Source organism: Candidatus Palauibacter scopulicola (assembly GCF_947581915.1).
GTDB classification, from domain to species: Bacteria; Gemmatimonadota; Gemmatimonadetes; order Palauibacterales; family Palauibacteraceae; genus Palauibacter; species Palauibacter scopulicola.
Map to the genome: position 1 here is coordinate 213,332 of NZ_CANPWG010000065.1, position 18,329 is coordinate 231,660.

At 70.5% G+C, this 18,329-nt stretch carries 18 protein-coding genes; 16 read left to right on the plus strand and 2 right to left on the minus strand.

What is annotated here, in order from left to right; translation table 11 throughout:
• The first annotated feature begins 4 nt into the window (after nt 1-4).
• From RN743_RS13585 to hemC, 5 genes are read left to right on the plus strand one after another with little or no spacing between them, the layout of a single operon-like run.
• On the plus strand, nt 5-1,015 hold the full coding sequence (locus tag RN743_RS13585; RefSeq protein WP_310780596.1) for a zinc-binding dehydrogenase: 1,011 nt from the start codon (nt 5-7) through the stop codon (nt 1,013-1,015).
• Nucleotides 1,012-2,349, plus strand: coding sequence for a divalent metal cation transporter (locus RN743_RS13590; RefSeq protein ID WP_310780598.1), 1,338 nt, complete (start codon nt 1,012-1,014; stop codon nt 2,347-2,349). Before RN743_RS13585 ends, RN743_RS13590 begins: the two co-directional genes overlap by 4 nt.
• Nucleotides 2,349-2,573 (plus strand): hypothetical protein, encoded by a 225-nt coding sequence (locus tag RN743_RS13595; protein ID WP_310780600.1) that lies wholly within the window; start codon nt 2,349-2,351, stop codon nt 2,571-2,573. The genes RN743_RS13590 and RN743_RS13595 overlap by 1 nt, the downstream gene beginning before the upstream one ends.
• Nucleotides 2,570-4,162, plus strand: a complete 1,593-nt coding sequence (locus tag RN743_RS13600; protein ID WP_310780602.1) for a class I adenylate-forming enzyme family protein — start codon at nt 2,570-2,572, stop codon at nt 4,160-4,162. Before RN743_RS13595 ends, RN743_RS13600 begins: the two co-directional genes overlap by 4 nt.
• Nucleotides 4,159-5,121 carry a hydroxymethylbilane synthase gene (gene hemC / locus RN743_RS13605; RefSeq protein ID WP_310780604.1) on the plus strand — a complete coding sequence of 321 codons (963 nt, stop codon included), beginning with the start codon at nt 4,159-4,161 and terminating at the stop codon, nt 5,119-5,121. The genes RN743_RS13600 and hemC overlap by 4 nt, the downstream gene beginning before the upstream one ends.
• Here the strand turns inward: hemC and RN743_RS13610 are convergent.
• Both RN743_RS13610 and RN743_RS13615 read right to left on the minus strand, forming a co-directional pair.
• The gene (locus RN743_RS13610; RefSeq protein ID WP_310780606.1) at nt 5,111-5,755 is read right to left on the minus strand and encodes an HmuY family protein; all 645 of its coding nucleotides are present in this window, start codon (nt 5,753-5,755) and stop codon (nt 5,111-5,113) included. The two genes, hemC and RN743_RS13610, sit on opposite strands and share 11 nt — an antisense overlap.
• Nucleotides 5,737-5,964: a hypothetical protein gene (locus RN743_RS13615; protein WP_310780608.1), complete on the minus strand. Its 228-nt coding sequence runs from the start codon at nt 5,962-5,964 to the stop codon at nt 5,737-5,739. Before RN743_RS13615 ends, RN743_RS13610 begins: the two co-directional genes overlap by 19 nt.
• 128 nt (nt 5,965-6,092) lie before the next feature.
• Here RN743_RS13615 and RN743_RS13620 point away from each other — a divergent pair, with 128 nt between their 5' ends.
• From RN743_RS13620 to RN743_RS13670, 11 genes are all read left to right on the plus strand, one after another.
• Complete coding sequence (locus RN743_RS13620) at nt 6,093-6,983, plus strand: P-loop NTPase (RefSeq protein WP_310780610.1); 891 nt, start codon at nt 6,093-6,095, stop codon at nt 6,981-6,983.
• Nucleotides 6,980-7,423 (plus strand): PCP reductase family protein, encoded by a 444-nt coding sequence (locus RN743_RS13625; protein WP_310780612.1) that lies wholly within the window; start codon nt 6,980-6,982, stop codon nt 7,421-7,423. The genes RN743_RS13620 and RN743_RS13625 overlap by 4 nt, the downstream gene beginning before the upstream one ends.
• Nucleotides 7,424-7,450: 27 nt before the next feature.
• Nucleotides 7,451-7,720: a ferredoxin gene (locus tag RN743_RS13630; RefSeq protein ID WP_310780614.1), complete on the plus strand. Its 270-nt coding sequence runs from the start codon at nt 7,451-7,453 to the stop codon at nt 7,718-7,720.
• Nucleotides 7,717-8,664 carry an ABC transporter ATP-binding protein gene (locus RN743_RS13635; protein WP_310780616.1) on the plus strand — a complete coding sequence of 316 codons (948 nt, stop codon included), beginning with the start codon at nt 7,717-7,719 and terminating at the stop codon, nt 8,662-8,664. Before RN743_RS13630 ends, RN743_RS13635 begins: the two co-directional genes overlap by 4 nt.
• Nucleotides 8,661-9,368: an ABC transporter permease gene (locus tag RN743_RS13640; RefSeq protein WP_310780618.1), complete on the plus strand. Its 708-nt coding sequence runs from the start codon at nt 8,661-8,663 to the stop codon at nt 9,366-9,368. The genes RN743_RS13635 and RN743_RS13640 overlap by 4 nt, the downstream gene beginning before the upstream one ends.
• A 212-nt stretch (nt 9,369-9,580) precedes the next feature.
• The gene (locus RN743_RS13645; protein WP_310780620.1) at nt 9,581-11,842 is read left to right on the plus strand and encodes a universal stress protein; all 2,262 of its coding nucleotides are present in this window, start codon (nt 9,581-9,583) and stop codon (nt 11,840-11,842) included.
• The gene (locus RN743_RS13650; RefSeq protein WP_310780622.1) at nt 11,839-13,251 is read left to right on the plus strand and encodes a radical SAM protein; all 1,413 of its coding nucleotides are present in this window, start codon (nt 11,839-11,841) and stop codon (nt 13,249-13,251) included. The genes RN743_RS13645 and RN743_RS13650 overlap by 4 nt, the downstream gene beginning before the upstream one ends.
• A complete protein-coding gene (locus RN743_RS13655; protein WP_310780624.1) occupies nt 13,248-15,068 on the plus strand; it encodes a cytochrome ubiquinol oxidase subunit I in 1,821 nt (606 codons plus the stop codon). Before RN743_RS13650 ends, RN743_RS13655 begins: the two co-directional genes overlap by 4 nt.
• Before the next feature lie 53 nt (nt 15,069-15,121).
• The gene (locus tag RN743_RS13660) at nt 15,122-15,958 is read left to right on the plus strand and encodes a hypothetical protein (RefSeq protein ID WP_310780626.1); all 837 of its coding nucleotides are present in this window, start codon (nt 15,122-15,124) and stop codon (nt 15,956-15,958) included.
• Nucleotides 15,955-16,752 carry a cytochrome c gene (locus tag RN743_RS13665; RefSeq protein ID WP_310780628.1) on the plus strand — a complete coding sequence of 266 codons (798 nt, stop codon included), beginning with the start codon at nt 15,955-15,957 and terminating at the stop codon, nt 16,750-16,752. The genes RN743_RS13660 and RN743_RS13665 overlap by 4 nt, the downstream gene beginning before the upstream one ends.
• A complete protein-coding gene (locus RN743_RS13670; RefSeq protein ID WP_310780630.1) occupies nt 16,749-18,329 on the plus strand; it encodes a c-type cytochrome in 1,581 nt (526 codons plus the stop codon). The genes RN743_RS13665 and RN743_RS13670 overlap by 4 nt, the downstream gene beginning before the upstream one ends.

Consider the following 18,329-nt stretch of genomic DNA (forward strand, 5'->3'; position numbering starts at 1 on the left):
TGCGGTGAGGGCGGTCCTCTACGACGGGCACGGCGACGCCGACGAACTCTACCTGGGCGAGGTCCCGGACCCCGAACCCGCTCCCGGCGAAGCCCTGGTCCGGATCCGCGCCTGCGGGCTCAACGGCTTCGACCCGATGATGCTCGGCGGCACGACGGGGCTGCGGGTCCCGCTCCCCATGACGCCGTGCGGCGACGCGGCGGGAGAGATCGCGGGCTTCGGGGCCGGGACGGACGCGGCCGGACGGCGGGTCGGGGACCGCGTTCTGATCGACCCGTTGATCGAAGGCCGCGGCATGCTGGGCGAGAAGGCTCCGGGCGCGGCCGCCGAGTACCTTGCCGTCCCTCTCGGCAACCTGCTGCCGATCCCCGAAGGCGTCTCGTTCGAGCAGGCCGCAGCCCTGCCCGTCGCGTACGGGACCGCCCTGCGCATGATCGAGGACCGCGCCCGGGTGCAGGCGGGCGAGACCGTGCTGATCCTGGGCGCGACCGGCGGCGTGGGCTGTGGCTGCGTCCAGCTCTGCAAGCGAATCGGGGCGCGGATCATCGCCACCGGCGGCTCCGGACGGAAACTGGAACGGCTCCGCGCGCTGGGTGCGGACCACGTGCTGCCCTCCGACTCCGCCGAACTCGTGAGGCGGGTGCGGGCGATCGCGGGCCGGCCCCGCTACCACGATCCCGACGCCGGCGGCGTGGACGTCGTGATCAACTACATCGGCGGGGCCTCGTGGGCCGCCAGCCTGAGGATGCTGCGCTTTCAGGGCCGCATGGTCACCTGCGGGGCGACCGCCGGCTACGACCCGCGAACGGACATCCGCTACATCTGGAGCTTCGAGCAGTCGATCGTCGGATCGGACGGGTGGAGCCGCGAGGGGCTGGCGCGGCTGCTCGACATGGTGGCCGGGGGCGAACTCGACCCGGTGATCCACGCCGTCAGACCGGTCGGCGAGGTCCGCACCGCGATGCGCGAACTGATGGAGCGCGCCGTATTCGGCAAATCGATCCTGACTCCGTGAACTACCCGATCGCCCGCAAGATCCCGCGGGCGGTCCTGGACGCCGAAGCCGACCGGCTGGCGGCGCTCGCCGACGCTCCTTTGCACCGGAAGCTCGGCGGCTACGCCCGCCTGGCCGGGCCGGGGTTCATGGGCGCGGCGCTCACGCTCGGCGCCGGTACGCTCACCTCCTCGATGCTGTCGGGCGCCACGTTCGGGTACCGCACGCTGTGGCTGATCTGGCTGAGCGCGGGGCTGGGCCTGTTCATGATGGCCGCGATGGCCCGTTTCACCTGCAGGGGCGGCTTCCGCGTGATCCCGGTACAGAACCGGCGCCACTCCTGGGTCATCGGGTCGCTGATGACCGGACTCGTCGGCACGGCTGCGGTCGCCGTGATCTTCAACTTCGGCCAGGTCGCCCTCGGCACCCATCTCATCGAGTCGCTGGCACCGTTCGCCGGCTTCACATTCCCCGCCGAGTACAACTGGCTCATGTACTGTGGGGTCACGAGCGCGCTCATCCTCAGCTACGGGCGTCGGGGAGGCCGGGGGACGCGGCTTGTCGAGGCGGTCATGAAGAGCGGCATCGCCGTCATGATCCTCGCTTTCGGAGCCGTCCTGCTGCTCGTGGGCGTCGACTGGGGCGCGGCGGCGCGCGGCTTCTTCGTGCCGTGGTTGCCTGGCGGCGGGGAGGGCCTGGATCTCTTCATCGCGTCGTCCGCCGCCGCCGTCGGCGTCATGGACTGGGTCTTCTTCCACTACGCGGGCCTCGGCCGCGGCTGGGGGCGGAAGCACGAATCGCTGGCCCGCTTCGACCTGATCGCCGGGCTCTTCCTCCCGTTCGTGGTCATCAACTTCCTGGTGATCGGAGTGTTCGCGGCGACGCTGTTTCCGCAGGGGATCACGCCGGACTCCGCGCCCGCACTGGCGGCCGCGCTCATGCCGCTCCTCGGGCCCACATGGTCGCAGATCCTCTTCTACGCGGGCTTCCTGGCCGTGCCGATCACGACGACGGTCGGGATGAGTCTGGCCGGGGCCATGGCCGTCCACGAGGCCTTCGGCTGGGAGCCCGACACGTCGTCGTGGCGCTGGAAGGTCAGCGCCCTGCTGCCGCAGATCGCCTTCCTTGCCGCATGGAACGCCCGTCCGGTCTGGCTCGTGATCGCGATCGCGGCCTTTCTCTCGCTGGCGAACAACGTCGTCGGATGGTCGATGTACCTGCTGCTGAACGACCGCGAACTCCTCGGCGCGGACCGCTGCCGGTCGTACCTGTGGAACCTCGGAATCCTGCTCCAGGTCACCCTCCTGAACGCGATCGCCGTCACGTACGTCTTCAACCGGCTGGGGTGGTGGTGATGGGCGCCGTCGACCGGCTACTCGAACGACGGGCCGGGCCGTGGTCCGGGCGGGTCTGGGGACTGCTCCTCAACCTGGTCGCGAACGCCGTGGCGCTGTGGGGCGTCTCGTCGGTCATGCGGACCGGCGACGGCTGGACGTGGGTCGCCGTCGGCTGCGCGGCCACGGTCGTTTGCATCGCCGTGCTCGCGCGCCCCTCGCGGTCCCCGGGGTCGGAGGAGTGAGCGGCGCCGGGCGGAGCGACCGATCCCGCGGCCGCGATTCCAACCTCGGATACTGGCTCCGCGACGCCGCCGAGGCCTTCCCGGGCCGGGTCGCGCTCATCGACCTTTCGGGCCCCGTCCCCCGCGAAGTCACGTACGCCGAAATCGACGAGCGGATGGATCGCGTGGCGAACCTCCTCTCGGATGCCGGCATCGGGGCGGGCGACCGCTTCGTTCTGAGCGTCGGCAACCGCTTCGAGTTCGTCGAGATCCTCTTCGGAGGCATGCGCTGCGGAGCCGTCCCCGTTCCGCTCAACTTCAAGCTGTCGGAGGACTCGCTCGCGCACATCGTCCGGGACGCGGCCTGCCGGGCCGCCTTCGTCGAGACCGCGGCGACCGAGCGCTCGGTCGCGGTCGTCGAACGGTTGGGGATCGAGAGAAGGTGGGACGTCGGCGGCGACGGCATGGGGGGCGAGCGGGGAGGCGCCGGCTGGCTGGACTACGAGAGCGCCCTCGCGGGATCGTCGCCCCGGTTCGATCCCCCGCGGCTCGATGCCCGCCGCCCGGCGTTCCAGCCCTACACGTCGGGGTCGACGGGCAAGCCCAAGGGCGTCGTCCTCTCCCACGAGGGCCAACTCTGGTGGGTGCGCTGCCTGCGGAAGTACTGGCCGGCCGACCCCGGCGACCGGGCTCTCGTCGCCGTACCCCTCTACCACAAGAACGCGATGGCCGGGGCCATCAAGCCCCTGCTGCAGGCCGGGGCCTCGGTCGTGATTCTGCCCGGCTTCTCCCCGGAACCGTTTCTTCGGGCCCTCAGCGGGTACCGCTGTACGCAGGTGGGCGCCGTCCCCGCCGTGTTCGCGATGGTCCTGGATCGGATGGATCTGATCGAGAAGCTCGATTTCTCGGCGCTTCGGAAGGTCACGCTGGGCTCCGCCCCGGTGCAGCCCGAACTGATGGACGCGGTCGAGCGCGCGTTCGACATCGAAGTCGGCGAGAGCTACGGGCTCACCGAAGGCGGGCCGGTCATGATCGGACCTGGGCCCGACGGACGCCCGACCCCGAGGGGAAGCTGCGGCGCGGCGTGGCCCGAGGGAGAGATCAAGCTCGTGCGCGATGGCAGCGAAGATCCGGAGTACGGAGAGCTATGGGTCCGGAATCCCGGCGTCACGACGGGCTATCACAATCTGCCCGAGGTGAACGCGGCCCGGATCCGGGACGGCTGGCTCGCCACGGGCGACCTCTTCTTCCGCGACGGGGAGGGCTTCTACTACTTCCGCGGCCGCACCGACGACATGTTCAACTCCGGCGGCGAGAACATCTATCCCAAGGAGGTGGAGGACCTGCTGCTCTCCCATCCCGATGTCCGTGACGCGACCGTCGTGCCCGTGCCCCACGCCCTCAAGGGTGCGGTCCCGGCCGCGGTGGTCCGGCTCAGAACCGAGGCGACCGTCACGGCCGAATCCCTCAAGCGGTACACGCTCGAGCGGGGACCCGCCTATGCGCACCCCCGTCGCATCGCGATCGTGGAGGAGATGCCGCTCACCGGCGTGGGGAAGGTCGACCGGGCGGCGATCCTCGGCGTGCTGGGAGACGGCGGCGCGGGGTGAGCGAGCCGCTCGTCGTCGGGGCCAGGAGGTCGCCGCTCTCCCGGGCGCAAGCCGCCTGGGTGGGCGAACGGCTGCGCGAACGCTGGCCGGAGCTGTCCGTCGAATACCGGTTCATCTCCACCGCCGGGGACCGCGATCCCGGGACGCCGCTTCCGGAGATCGGGGGGAAGGGGCTGTTCACCGAGGACCTCGAACGCGCCCTCCGGAAAGGGGACATCGACGTCGCGGTGCATTCCCTGAAGGACCTGCCGACGGACCTCCCCGATGGATTGACGCTGGGCGCGGTCCCCTCCCGCGAAGATCCCCGCGACGTCCTCGTGGTCCGCGAATCGCCGGTTGCCGCGCCCCGGGACACGGGCGGACGCGACCTCCTCCGACGTCTGCCCTCCGGCGCACGGGTCGGCACGTCGTCGCTGCGGCGCGCCGCGCAGTTGCGCGCCGCGCGGGCCGACCTCGAGCCGCGGCCGATCCGCGGGAATGTCGACACGCGGCTCCGCAGGCTGGAGGACGGCCGCTTCGAGGCGCTGGTGCTGGCGGCAGCCGGGCTCCGGCGGCTCGGTCTGTGGCCCCGGGGCGCCCGCATCCTGGATGAGGACTGGCTACCCGCTCCCGGCCAGGGCGCGCTCGGGCTCCAGTGTCGGGACGGAGAGGATGGCATGGCCGCTCGCGTCGGGGCGCTGGACGACCCGGGCGTCCGAGCCGAGGTGACCGCCGAGCGGGCCCTGCTCGCGGCGCTCGAAGGGGGTTGCCGGGTTCCGATCGCCGCCCGCGCGTGGCTGCGGGGGGGAGATCTCTGGCTCCGCTCAGCCGTCTACGACGTGGACGGTGGCCCGCCGGTCGAAGCGGCCGGAACGGGGTCGCGCGCTTCGGCCGGCGCACTCGGCCGCGGGCTGGCGGAACAGTTGTTGAAGGCGGGGGCGTCCCGCCTCGTGGAGCGGGCGCGGCGGCTCAGCCCGTGAGGCGGCGCGAACCGTCTCCCTGGAATCCGTACATGAGAGTCACGCATCCGGGCGTCGCCTGCGGGCAGTAATAGCTCAGGATCCTCAGCTTCGCGTAGCGCCCCTCCGCCGTCCGGATCACGTAGGTCTCGTCCTTCGGTTCGAGGAGGTGGGAGAAAAATCCGTACCGGTACCAGCGTTCGAGTCCGGGCGTCGCCGGGCCGTCCTCCAGCGCGCCCTCCGTCGTCGCGTAACCGGACGCCGGAGCCTCCGTCACAGCCTCCCACGGGGCGCCGATGGCGATCGCCCCCCCGGCCCCGGGATATCCGCTGCCACCGTTGACAACGAGGTGGTACCGGTTGAGGGCGAGGTCCCAGCCGGCGAGCGGACCGCCGACCGCGCTCCCCTTGTCGAAATCGAAGTAGACCCAGTGCGAGCCGTCCCGGGCATCGACGGTGACGGTGTCCACGACGAACCGGTCCACGGGGGGGCGCGGGCCGACGGGAGAAGGAACGAAGGTCACGGGGTCGGGCCTCGTGAACGAGCCGGCAACGACGACGACGAGGATGAACAGGAACACGGCCCCCGCGACGTACAGTACAACCGGCCGGTCCCCGTCCGTCCGGTCCCCGCCCTTCACCGTCCTCGGTGCCACGGGGAATCGTGCCGCGTTCCGCTCAGGAACCGGGCCAGGTTGGCGAGATAGTAGGCGAGCGCCGCCGTCGCGAGCGCGAAGATCACGCCGATTGCCAGCGCCCCGAGACTCCCGGCGCTCGCGAAGATCCGGAATTCCCACGCGGCGAAGACGGCGCAGAAGACGATGGCCGTCGCGATGAGAAAACGGTGAAACCCGATGATCGACATGGGATGTTCCGATTCACGGTGGACTTCGGTCCGTCTGCCGGACATCGTACGAAGGCGGGACGCGAGCCGAAACTTCGCCTCCATCCCCTGTTGACCCTCTGCCGGCCCGATTGGAGCTTCCACTCCCCATGAGTTCCGGATTTCGCACCTACCACGAAGTGGACGAACTGCGCTCGGATCTCCCGGATCAGATCGCGGCCGGGGACGAGCGCGTGTCCGTGCGGCTCGCTTCCGTCGCCCGCGTCATCGCGGTGATGAGCGGCAAGGGCGGGGTGGGGAAGAGCCTCGTCTCCGCCCTTCTCGCGACCGCCCTCGCCCGGGGGGGGGATCGCGTGGGCCTGGTCGATGCGGACCTCAACGGCCCCAGCGTGCCGCGCCTTCTCGGCATCGAACCCGAAAGCCTCGCCGAATCCCGGGATGGGTTCGCACCGCCCGCTTCGCGCGCCGGAGTCCGCGTCATGTCGATGGCGTTCCTCACGGAGCCGGACCGCGCCCTCACGTGGCGCGAGCCCGCCGACGCCGGCTTTGTGTGGCGTGGCGCCCAGGAGCGGGGGGCCCTGCGGGAATTCCTGTCCGATGTCGCGTGGGGAGAACTGGATGCGCTCCTCGTGGACCTGCCGCCGGGTACCCAGCGGCTCGCCGAACTCCACGCGCTCGTCCCCGGAATCGCCGGCATCGTCGCGGTCACCATCCCGAGCGCCGCCTCCCGCGACGCGGTGGCGCGTTCGCTCGATCTCGCTCGGAGACGCGGCCTTCCCATCCTGGGACTCGTGGAGAACCTGTCGGGGGTTCGCTGCGACGCCTGCGGAGAGCTTGCTCCGCTGCACGCCGGTGACGCCGGGGCCGAACTGGCGGGCCGTTTCCGGGTTCCCCTGCTTGCGCGCCTCCCCTTCGATGCGGCGCTGGGGGCCGCGGCGGACGAGGGACGGCTCGAGGAATGGCTGGCGGGCGGGCGCGGAGCCGCGGAGGCGCTCCGGAAGGTGGTCGACGTGCTTCACGCGGCGCGCGCGGCGCGATGAAGTTCCTCTGCGTGGACTGCGACCGGCAGATGGCCTTCGACGAGCGGGCCGTGCCCGGCGACGGCACGATGGCCGCCGTCTTCAGGTGTCCCTCCTGCGGGCGGAAGACCGCGATGCTCGCCAACCCCATGGAAACGCAGCTCGTGAGTTCGCTCGGCGTGAAGGTGGGAGGCCGCACCGTCCCGAACGAGAACTTTGAAGGCATCCGCGCCGGCGTGGAGCAGGCGCGCGACGAAGCCCCGTCCGCACCGCCGTTGACGAACCCCGGACCCGTGCGCTGGAACGTGGACGCGGTCGAGCGCCTCGGCCACGTGCCCTCCTTCGTGCGGGGGATGGTGAAGAAGATCTACAACGAATACGCCCGGGAACGCGGGATCGAGGAGATGACGCCCGCCGTCATGGACCGGGCCCGGTCCGATCTCGGCCTGGAAGGCATGTAGCCGGCGGTGACGGATGGCGGCGGAGGGGTGAGCGATACGCGTGAAGGGGCGGGGGCTCCGGATCCGTCCGTGGAACGGGAGGTCCACGGGCTCCGCGCCGTCATTGACCGCGACCTGTGCGTCGGCTTCGGGGACTGCATCGAGGAGGCGCCGGAGGCCTTCGATCTCGACGAGGATGGGGTAGCGGTGTTCACCGGCCCGGAGCATGCCTCGCGGAAGCGCTTCATCGAGGCGTGCGCGTCCTGTCCGGTCGATGCGATCACCGTCCTGGAAGACGGGATAGAGATCGTTCCGTGAACCCCGGCGCCGCGGCGAAGCCCCCGCTGGTGACGGCGGAGGCGGTCGCCTACCGCTACCCCGATGGGAGTCCCGCCCTCCGGGACCTCTCGCTCGAGGTCCGGGAGGGAGAGCGCCTCGCGCTCCTCGGCCCCAACGGGTCCGGCAAATCGACCTTCCTCCGACTCCTCGGCGGCGACGGCGCTCCGGGGCTTCGTCGGGCCCCCGGTGTCGACGATGCCCGGCAGCGCTGGCTCGCCCCCGACCGGCCCGCCCTGCGCACGTGGCTCAGCGGGCGCGACAACGCGGCCGTCCTGCTCGAACTCCACGGCGCCGGACCCGGCGAGGCGCGCGCCACGGCGGACGCGTGGCTCGCGCGCTTCGGGCTCGAGGCGGACGCCGGCCGCCCCGCCGGCGCCTACTCGAGCGGCATGCGGAGACGGCTCGCGCTCGCGACCGCGTTCGGAACCGCGGCCCCGTTGCTCCTGCTCGACGAGCCGCTGGCCGGGCTCGATCCCGGTGGTCGGGCGGCCTTCGCCGAAGCCCTCGCCGACCACGCCGCCGACGGGGGGACCGCGGTGCTGTCCGCCCATGATCCCGTCTTCGCCGCCGCGCACTGCGACCGTGTCGCGTTCATCGTCGACGGGCGCTGCGCGGTGGTGGACACCCCGGCCCGGCTCCTGGAGCGCGTCGGCGCCCGCCCCCGCGTGGAGATCCGGTTCGCCGCCGGGCGGAGCCCCGACCCCGACACCCTGGACCCCGCGCCGGAGGACGTGCGCACGTCGGTCTGGGACGAGAGCGCGGTGATCCTCGAGGTCGAGGACCCGAGCCGGGCGCTTCCCGAGACGCTGGCCTGGGTCCTGCGCGGCGGGGCCTCCGTCGCCTCGGTCGCCGTCCGGGAACCCAGTCTCGCGGACGCCTTTGCGACGCTCACGGGCCGGCGTCTGGAAGAGAGTTCCGAGTGACGATCTGGCGCCTGGCGTGGCGCACGGCCCTGCGGCGGCGGCGGTTGTTCCTGTGGAACGTCGGGGTCCCGCTCCTCCTCCTCACGCCCGTGGCCCTCAGCGCGACCGCGGCGCCGCACCGGGTCGCCGTCTTCGGCGTATTCATCGTCTTCTTCGGAGCCTTCGGCTCGGCCATCCCCGCCGTGCGCGACGCCCGCGACGGGTGGCTCGATGAGATCCTTCGCACCGGCTACTCCGCACCCCGCTGGCTCCTCGAGCGCACGCTCGCGGGCACGACGATCGACGCGCTCCAGCTCGCGCCCGCGGTCCTCGTCCTCCTGTGGTCGGCCGGCGGCGCCGGTGCGGGACCCGTCGTCCTCCTGTCGGCCCTCGCGACGTTGTGGTTCGCGAACCTGCTCGGTCCCCTTGTGGCGGCCGCGGTGCGTTCGCTCGCCGAAGCGGCCCTCGCTTCCGCCGCGCTTTCCCTCCTCCTCCTGCACTTCGCCGGCTTCTTCCGGACCCCCGTTCCGGGCTGGACCTCCTTCGTCGCCGAGTGGAATCCGTACGCGCCGCTGCGGGCCGCGCTCACGGCGGGCACCGGCGGGATGCCCATGGACGCTTCCGTCTGGCTCCGCAGCCTTCTCGTCGCGGCCGGCGTGACCTTCGGGGCCGCGGTTTTGGCCTCGGATTGGAGCCGCCGCCTCCGCTGGCCGCGAACTCCCTAGTGCCGTTTGACTTTCCCCGTGGGCAGCCGCACCTTCTTGGCGCATAAGCGGGGTTCCGGACCTTCCGGCGGCCCCGACAACCTTGGATCAGCGTCGCCGAATTCCTCGTCCGTGGCCGATTCTCGCGGACTGCGTACATCCGGGCTTCGCAGCCGGGCGAGGCTGGTGCGAGCAGCGTGAACCGGCCGCAGCACGCCGTCCAACGGAGCGCCATGTATCGAGAGGTATTCGTCCCGGTCGATAACTCGCGCGAGTCGGACTGGGCCGTGGACCGGGCCATCGAACTCTGCGCTCGCTCCGGAGGCCGCATCACCGGCTCTCACGTCTACGCCGCGCGCCTCCACGACATCCGGTTTCGCCAGCTCGAGATCGGCCTCCCGGCCCAGTTCCAGGAGCCGGCGGAGATCCGCAGGCAGCGCAAGATCCACGACAAGCTGATCGAGAAGGGGCTTCAGCTCATCTCGGACAGCTTCCTGGACCAGCTCCACCGCCGCTGCTCCGAAGCCGGCGTGACCCTCACGCGGCAGCTTCTCGAGGGCATCAACTACGAGGAGATCATCAACGAGGCGAACCGCGGCGGCGGACGTCTCCCGAGCCTCATCGGTTTCGACCCGAACATCGCCCACAACTACGACGGCAGCGAGAAGCAGCGCGCGGACGTCAAGCTGGGCGAGAACGGCCGGCTCGTGGCCGAGGACGAAGAGCAGGAGGACAAGCTCGCCGGTACCTCCGGTCGCGACTACGACCTCGTCACCATCGGCGCCCACGGCCTCGGGCGGCAGGAACGGAGCCGCCTCGGCGGCGTCGTCGCGCGCGCGCTCCGCGGGATCGAGAAAGACGCGCTCATCGTCCGCGACGACCGGCCGCTGGAGGGTGGCAGGTGGCTCGTCGGCGTGGACGGGTCGGCGTACGCCTACAAGGGCCTGCGCATCGCGCTCGACATGGCCCGCGAATACGGCGCCAAGGTCTACATCGCGAGCGCCTTCGACGTGCAGTACCACCACGTCGTCTTCCACAACATCAAAGACGTGCTCTCGGTCCAGGCCTCGAAGGTGTTCAAGTTCGAGGAGCAGGAGGAGCTCCACAACAACATCATCGACAAGGGCCTGCTCCGCCTCTGCAAGGCGAACATCAAGCGGGCCGAGGTGATGGCGAGCGAGTATCCCGAGGTCGAGATCGAGACCCAGGTGCTGGTCGGGAAGCCGTTCGACGTGCTCCTCAAGTGGGCCGAGGAGATCGATCCATCGCTCATCGTCGTGGCCCGCCACGGCTCGCACCGCATCGAGGGCACGGACATCGGCTCGCAGGCCGACAACCTCGTCGCCCTCGCGGACGCGAACATCCTGCTCATCGGCACCGGGAACGTCCGGCCCGAGGAGATCCCCTGGATCGAGGAGGACGGCGAGGCCGGGCTCGAGTGGGCGCCCGAGGCGGAGGTGAGGATCCTGCGCGTGCCGCCGTTCGCCCTCGGGATCGCGCGCAAGGCCGTCGAGGAGTTCGTCCTCGAACACTACGGACCCGGGAGCCGCTACGCGGCCGCCTTCGTCCCGAATCCGAAGGACGAGAAGCAGTACCGGGCGGCTCGGCCGCCGGCGGACGGAGACGCCGTGGCCGGCAATGGGGCGAGCGGCACCGCGAAGGTGGCGCGTGACGCGCTGGAGACCGGCGCGGCGCCTTCGATCGCCGAGGTCGGAGAGGCCGCCAACGGGCGCGGGAACGCGGAGAAGACCGAACTCTGGAATCGCGACCAGCTGCCCGTCGTGACGAATGATCGCCTCGACGAGGCGATCAAGAAGCTCCTCCCGACCCACATGCAGCTCGTGATGGGGATCGGCGACGCGGAGGAACTCGCCCTCGCCGAGGTGAAGGCGGACGAGGCGATGAAGCGCACCGTGGTGGAGACGAGCGACGCCGACGCGTTCGAGGCCCCGCTTCCGGTGATGGCGAAGTGCCCGGTCACGGACAACCAGATCCCGCGCGACCGCACGGCCGCCGACCCGATCGTCTGGACGCACGAGGCGTTCGAGCGCCTGGGGCGCGTGCCGCTGATCGCCCGCCCCCTCGCCCGGAACACGGTGGAGCGCTTCGCCCGCGACCAGGGCATGTGGCGCGTGACCACCGTCGTCATGGACGAGAACAAGGACGCGATGATCGCGGCCGACGAGTTCGACCTCGACACGATGCTCGTGATGTTCAACGAGTTGAAGGCGAAGCAGGCGCGGGCCGAAGCCGCCGGCGTTGACGGCATGAGCGAGGAGATGAAGCGCTTCATCGAGGAGGCGAAGGCCTCCGGGGTGACGCGCTGTCCGATCCGCGACATCGAGCAGCAGGCGGCGGACTGTCCCGTCGACTTCAAGATGGTGTCGCCCGACGATGCCCGCGCGGCGGTCGAGAAGTTCGCGCGCACGGAGCTCGGGGACGAGTCGGAAGCGGACGCCCGTCCCGCTTCGGAGCAGGGGCCGCGCGCGAAGTGACCGGGGCCCCGCTGGCCGCGGAAGCCGTCGCGAACCGGAGCCCCGCCGTGCCCGGTTCGCTCTGGGACGGCGCCCCCGCCGCCGCGTCTCCGCGGGCCGAACCCGATGCCGCCATCCCGCACGTCGTCGCCTGGAACCTGACGCGCCGCTGCAACCTCGCCTGCGCCCACTGCTACATCTCCGCCGGGTCGTGGCATGCGGATGCGGACGAGCTCGATACCGCGGCCTGCTTCCGCGTCATCGATCAGATTCTCGAAACGAGTCCGTCCCCGCTCCTCATCCTCAGCGGGGGGGAACCGCTCGTGCGCTCCGACCTCGAGGCGATCGCGGCCTACGCCTCGGAACGCGGCGCCACCGTCACGGTGGGCACGAACGGCACCGGGCTCACCGACGAACGCATCGCCTCGCTGAAGGAGGCCGGCGTGCAGGGCGTCGCCCTCAGCGTCGACTCCCTTGAGCCGCGCTATCACGACCGCTTCCGGCACGGCGAGGGCGCGCTCGAAGACACCCTCGCCGCGGTCGACCGGCTGGCGGAGCACCGTCTCGACTTCCTCATCCAGTTCACGGTCACACGCGGGAACCGGGACGAACTCGATGCCATCGCCGCCTGGGCGGATGCGAAGGGCGCGGTCTGCCTCAACGTCTATTTCCTCGTCGAGACGGGCCGGGGAGAGGGAATGCGCGGCCTCGCCCCCGAAGAGAACGACGAGCTGGTGGCCCGGCTGGCGGAACTGCAGCGGGACTTCCGGGGGCGGCTCATGATCCGCTCCAAGTGCCAGCCGCAGCTCATGCGGCACGTGTACGAGCGGGACCCGGACTCGCCACTCCTGAACTACCGGACGCGCTGCCCGTGCGGCGTCCAGTACTGCCGCATCACGCCCGAGGGCAAGGTGACGCCGTGCCCCTACATGCCGGAGGTCGCCGGCGACCTCTCCGAGGCGTCGTTCGGCGAGATCTGGCGCGAGGCGACGGTCTTCCGGCTGCTGCGCGAGGGCGAACCGGGCGGCAAGTGCGGACGCTGCGAGTACCGTGCGCTGTGCGGCGGTTGCCGCGCCCGGGCTTACGCGGTGGACGGGGACCTGCTCGGTCCCGATCCTTCCTGCGGCTATGAGCCGGCGCCGGGCATCGCGGCCGCGATCGAGCCTCGCCGGCCGGTCACGTACGGCTCAGCGGTCGAGCGGAAGCTGCCGTGGAGCGCCGAGGCCTCCGCCCGGCTCAACGCCATCCCCAGCTTCGTGCGGGGCGTGGTGGCGCAACGGGTGGAAAAGTTCGCGCGCGAGCGCGGCCACGCCGAGGTGACGATCGACGCGATGACCGAGGTCCGCCGGGCCATGCCGGTGGACTTCTCGAAACGGATGCCCTTCTTCGCCCGGAGTCGGCGGAGCGCGGGACGGGGGGATAAGCGATGAAGCGCTGGTTGACCCGTGGCGTCGCGACGCGCGGCGTACTGCTCGCCGCCCTCGCGCTGGCGGTCGCCATCCCGCTCCTCGCGCAGGCGCCGGGCCCCGACTACGGGGAGTTCAACTTCCTCGGACTCGACCGCCGCGGCGCGGTCTGGATCGCGGCCCAGTTGCACCTCCTGTTCGCGGCCTTCGTGCTCGGCGTGCCCATGTTCGCCGTCGTCATCGAGGCGATCGGGATGTTCGGCGGGGATGAGAAGTACGACAAGCTCGCGAAGGAATTCACCCGGCTCCTGCTCGTGGCCTACAGCGCGACCGCGATCTGGGGCGCGATCCTCGTCTTCTTCCTCTCGACGCTCTACCCGCGCTTCTGGGGGTATCTGACGGCGATCTTCGCGCCGTCGATGTGGGTGTACGCGGGCCTCTTCTTCCTCGAATCGTTCACGCTCTACCTCTACTACTACGGGTGGGACGCGTGGAAGAAGGGCGCGGCGAAGAAGGCCCACTGGTGCCTGGGGATCATGCTCAACGTCTGGGGCACGATCGTCATGTTCATCGCGAACGGGTGGCTCACCTACATGATGAGCCCGCCGGAGGGACTCACGGCGGACACGGCCCCGCAGACCGTCCAGCTGTGGAGCGCGATCAACAACGCGACCTGGATGCCGATCAACATCCACCGGCTGCTCGCGAACGTGGTGTTCGGCGGCGCGATCGTCGGCGCCTACGCGGCGTACCGGTTCCTCACGAGCAAGACCGACGAGGAACGCGCCCACTACGACTGGATGGGTTACACGGGCAACCTGATCGCGATCGGCGCGCTCATCGTCCTCCCCTTCGCGGGCTACTGGCTCGGACGGGAGATCTACGAGTTCAGCCAGCAGATGGGCATCACGATGATGGGCGGCTTCATGAGCTGGCTCTGGATCATCCAGGCCTTCCTCATCGGCATCCTCTTCCTCGCGGGCAACTACTATCTGTGGATCGGGATGGGACGGATTCCGGGGGCGGAACGGTTCCAGCCCTACATCAAGTGGATGCTGCTCGTGCTGGTCCTCGGCGTGATCGTGTGGGCGACGCCGAACACGATGATCGCGGATCGCGATGAGATCGCGGCCATGGGCGGGATCCGGCACCCGTTCCTGCAGGTGCTCGGGGTGATGAGCGCGAAGAACACGGCCGTCAACCTGATGATCCTGACGACGTTCCTCTCCTTCCTAATGTACCGGAGGGCGAACAAGGATCCGGTGGTGCCGTGGGCGCGAGCGGGGACCATGCTGCAGGGGGCGGCCTTCGCGCTGTGCGCGGTCATCGTCGTGTTCTACGGCGTGTACGGCTATTTCGTGACCGCGATCGTGCGGATCGGCTTCTCCGTCTACCAGGTGCTCGCGGTCCTGGCGACGATCCTGTTCGTCATCGGGATCGACATGGCGATGCTGCGGGGCGCCCGCTCCCGGGGCGAGATCCGGTGGGGGCGGATGCCGGACCGGTCCCAGTACGCGCTCCTCATCCTCGCCGTCACGTTCACGTGGCTCATGGGGTTGATGGGATTCGCGCGCAGCGGGATCCGGCAGCACTGGCACGTCTACGAGGTGATCCGGGACACGAGCGAGCAGGCGTTCACGCCGGCGCTTGGGCCGGCGGCGACGATCATCAGCATCTGCGTGCTCATCTTCTTCGCGCTCGTCGGCCTCATCTTCTGGCTCGGCGGCCTGGCCGAACGCTCCGTGTACCGGGAGGCCGAGGCGAAGGTGAAGGCCGGACAGGAGGGGCGCGCCGCGCTCGGAGACCCGATGCCGGCGCCTTCCCTGGGCGACGTGGACTAGCCGTGGCCTGGAGCGGGGATGCGAGGACGGTGGCGCGAGGACGGGAAGACTAGATGACGAACCTGAAGATCCTGTTCACGGTCGTGGCGACGCTGGCGGTGTTCACCTTCGTGGCGAACGTGATCCCGCAGGTGCAGTCGGCGGTCCCGCGGGAGATCGTGCTCAGCGCGGACATGCCGCCGGAGGAGCTGGCGGCGATTGGAGAGGAGATCTACGCGGGGGCGGGCGGCTGCACGGCGTGCCACGGCCTCGGCACGCGCGCCCCGGACCTCCTCGGGGTGGTGGGCGGCGTGTGCGCGACGCGCGTCGCGGGGCAGAGCTGCAAGGACTACCTGTGGGAGTCTCTGGTCAACCCGACGGCCTACATCGTCGAGGGCTTCGACCCCATCATGATCGATCAGAGCATCGTTTCGTCGCAGGCCGAGTTGTGGACGCTCGTCGCCTTCCTGGAATCGCAGGGCGGCGAGATCACGGTGAGCGCCGACGACTTCGCCGCCGCGCTGGCGGCCGACGACGCGGCCGCGTCCGCGCCGCCGCCTCCGGTCGTCACCGACCCGAGCCAGGTCGACGCGGTCGCGCTGATCACGGCGCAGGGCTGCCTCGCCTGTCACGCGCTCGGCGGGGAGGGCGGCATGGTCGCTCCCCCCTTCGAGGAGCTGAGGGGACAGGATCCCGCCGTCGTCCTCGAGGGGATCGTGGATCCGATGGCGACGATCAACGAGGAATACTCGGCCTTCGCCGGAACGATGCCGACGATCTTCGGAGACCTCATGTCCCCGGTGGAACTCGACGTGCTGGTGGACTTCTTCGTGGGAGGCTCGGGAGCCGGCGCGGAGGCTCCCGGCGACGCGGCGGAAGTCCCGCCCGACAGCGCGGGAGGTAGCCGATGAAGCGTCACCTGTCCCATCCGTTCTGGCAGGGCGCGATCGTCATCGTCGTGTCCTACGTGGCGTTCGAGTGGGTGATCGGCTACGTGCTCCCGGTGATCGGCGTGGCGAGCGCTCCCGTGCCGAGTTCAGTCATCCTTCAGTACATGCTCACCGTCCTGGTGGGCATCGTCCTCTACATGAGCGCGGACGAGGCGCGCTGGAAGAGCTTCAAGAAGCCGATCCGCGAAACGATGGTCGCGGGCGACCGCAAGACGCTGCGGGGAATCCTCATGGTCGCGCTTCCGGTCCTCGTCGGCTGGCTCGCCTATCAGAACGTGAGGCCGAGCTACGCGGCGCCGGCCACGTTGCGCTCCGTGCACCCCGCGCCGCCGAACCAGCTCACCTTCCGCGGCGAAACGATCGAACTCACGGGGCTCGAAAATCCGCTCCACGAGGAAGGCTCCATGGAGGAGCACCTGGCGGTAGGCAAGCGGATCTACGTCCGCAACTGCGTGCCCTGCCACGGGGATCTGCTCGACGGCCAGGGCCACTACGCGCCGGTCTTCAACCCGGTCCCCGCCGACTTCACGAGTTCGGGCAACCTGCCCCAGCTCACGGAGAGCTACGTGTTCTGGCGCATCGTCAAGGGCGGCCCGGGCCTCCCGCGCGAGGGGACGCCGTGGGATTCGGCCATGCCGGCGTGGGAGACGATCCTCGAACAGGACGAGATCTGGGCGACGATCCTCTACCTCTACGACCAGACGGGGTTCACGCCGCGCACCTGGGAGGAAGAGGGGGAAGGGGGCCACGAATGATGGCGCTCCGCTGCAGGGCCTTCGGGCTGCTCGCGCTCGGCGGGTTCGCCATCCTCGCCGTTACCGCCTCGCCCCCGCTGGCGGCACAGGAAGATGCCGCCGCCGCGGGGAAGGTCGTGTACGACCGCTGGTGCGCCGAATGTCACGGCGAGACGGGGCAGGGGGATGGCTCCGCCGCCGCCTCGATGCTGCCGCGCCCGCGGGACTTCACGCAGGCGCTCTATCAGATCCGGACGACCGGAAGCGGGCAGCTCCCGACGGACGCGGACATCCGCTTCGCGATCGAGAACGGGCTGCCGGGTACGACGATGCCGGGCTGGCCCAACCTCACGGACGGGGAGATCGACGACCTCATCGTCTACCTGAAGAGCTTCTCGCGGTTCTTCGGCCAGGGTCCGGCCCCGGAGCCCCTGGATTTCGGCTCGGATCCCGGCGGCGGTCCCGCCGCGATCGAGGCGGGTGCGGCGGCGTACCTCACGATGCTGTGCGAGGAGTGCCACGGCCTGTCCGGGCGGGGCGACGGGACCTCGGCGCCGACGCTGGAGGACTGGCGCGGCCTGCCCATCCGCGCGGCCGATCTCACTGAGGCGTGGGTGCTGAACGGGGGCAGCAGCGTCGAGGACATGCACACCCGGATGCTGACGGGGCTGGACGGCACGCCGATGCCGTCGGCGATCGACGCCATGAACTCGGGCGTCGTCTCGCCCGACGAGGTGTGGCAACTCGCGCACTACCTCGCCTCCATGGGGCCGCGGGAGATGCCGCCGCTGCGCGAAGTGATCCGCGTGGGACGCGCCGAGGGCGGGCTGCCGGCCGATGGTGGGGAGGAAGCGTGGGCGGGCGTCGAGGCTTTCTACTTCCCGCTGTCGGGCCAGGTCGTGCAGCTGCCCCGCAACTTCGCGCCGACGGTCGACGGACTCTGGGTGCAGGGGCTTCACGACGGAAGCGATATCGCGCTGCGCGTGCAGTGGAATGACCCATCGAACAGCCCGGACCCGAACTGGGACGAGTGGCAGTACAAGATCACGGCCGCCCTCGACCTGGACGGCGCGGAACCCATCGCCCTCGACAGCGCCGGCGCGCCGGCCGTGCGGCCCCCGGACGCGGTGCTCCTGCAGTTCCCCTTCGAACCGCCGGAGGGCACCGACCGGCCGTACTTCCTGATGGGGGACGCCCGGGAGCCGGTCTACCTGTGGACGTGGGATTCGGACGCCGGCGTCGGTGCGGGGCGCGGCCGCGGCCTCGACTCCGTCGAACCGCTCGCGGAGGACCCGGTAACGGGAGAAGCGACGTGGGAGGAGGGGCGCTGGACGCTCTATCTCCGCCGCTCGATCGAAGTCGAAAGCGATGGCCTCGACTTCGCCGAGGGGACGCCGACGCCCATCGCGTTCCAGGCCTGGGACGGGTCCAGCGCCGAGGTCGGAAAGCGCAGTTCCGTGAGCACGTGGTATTACATTCTGCTCGAACCTCCGGCATCCAGCACGGTCGTCGTGACGCCCCTGCTGGCCATGCTCTTGACGGGGGCCTTCGGTCTCGTTCTCGTGCGCCGGGCCCAGGATCGCCGGAGAGATGGATGA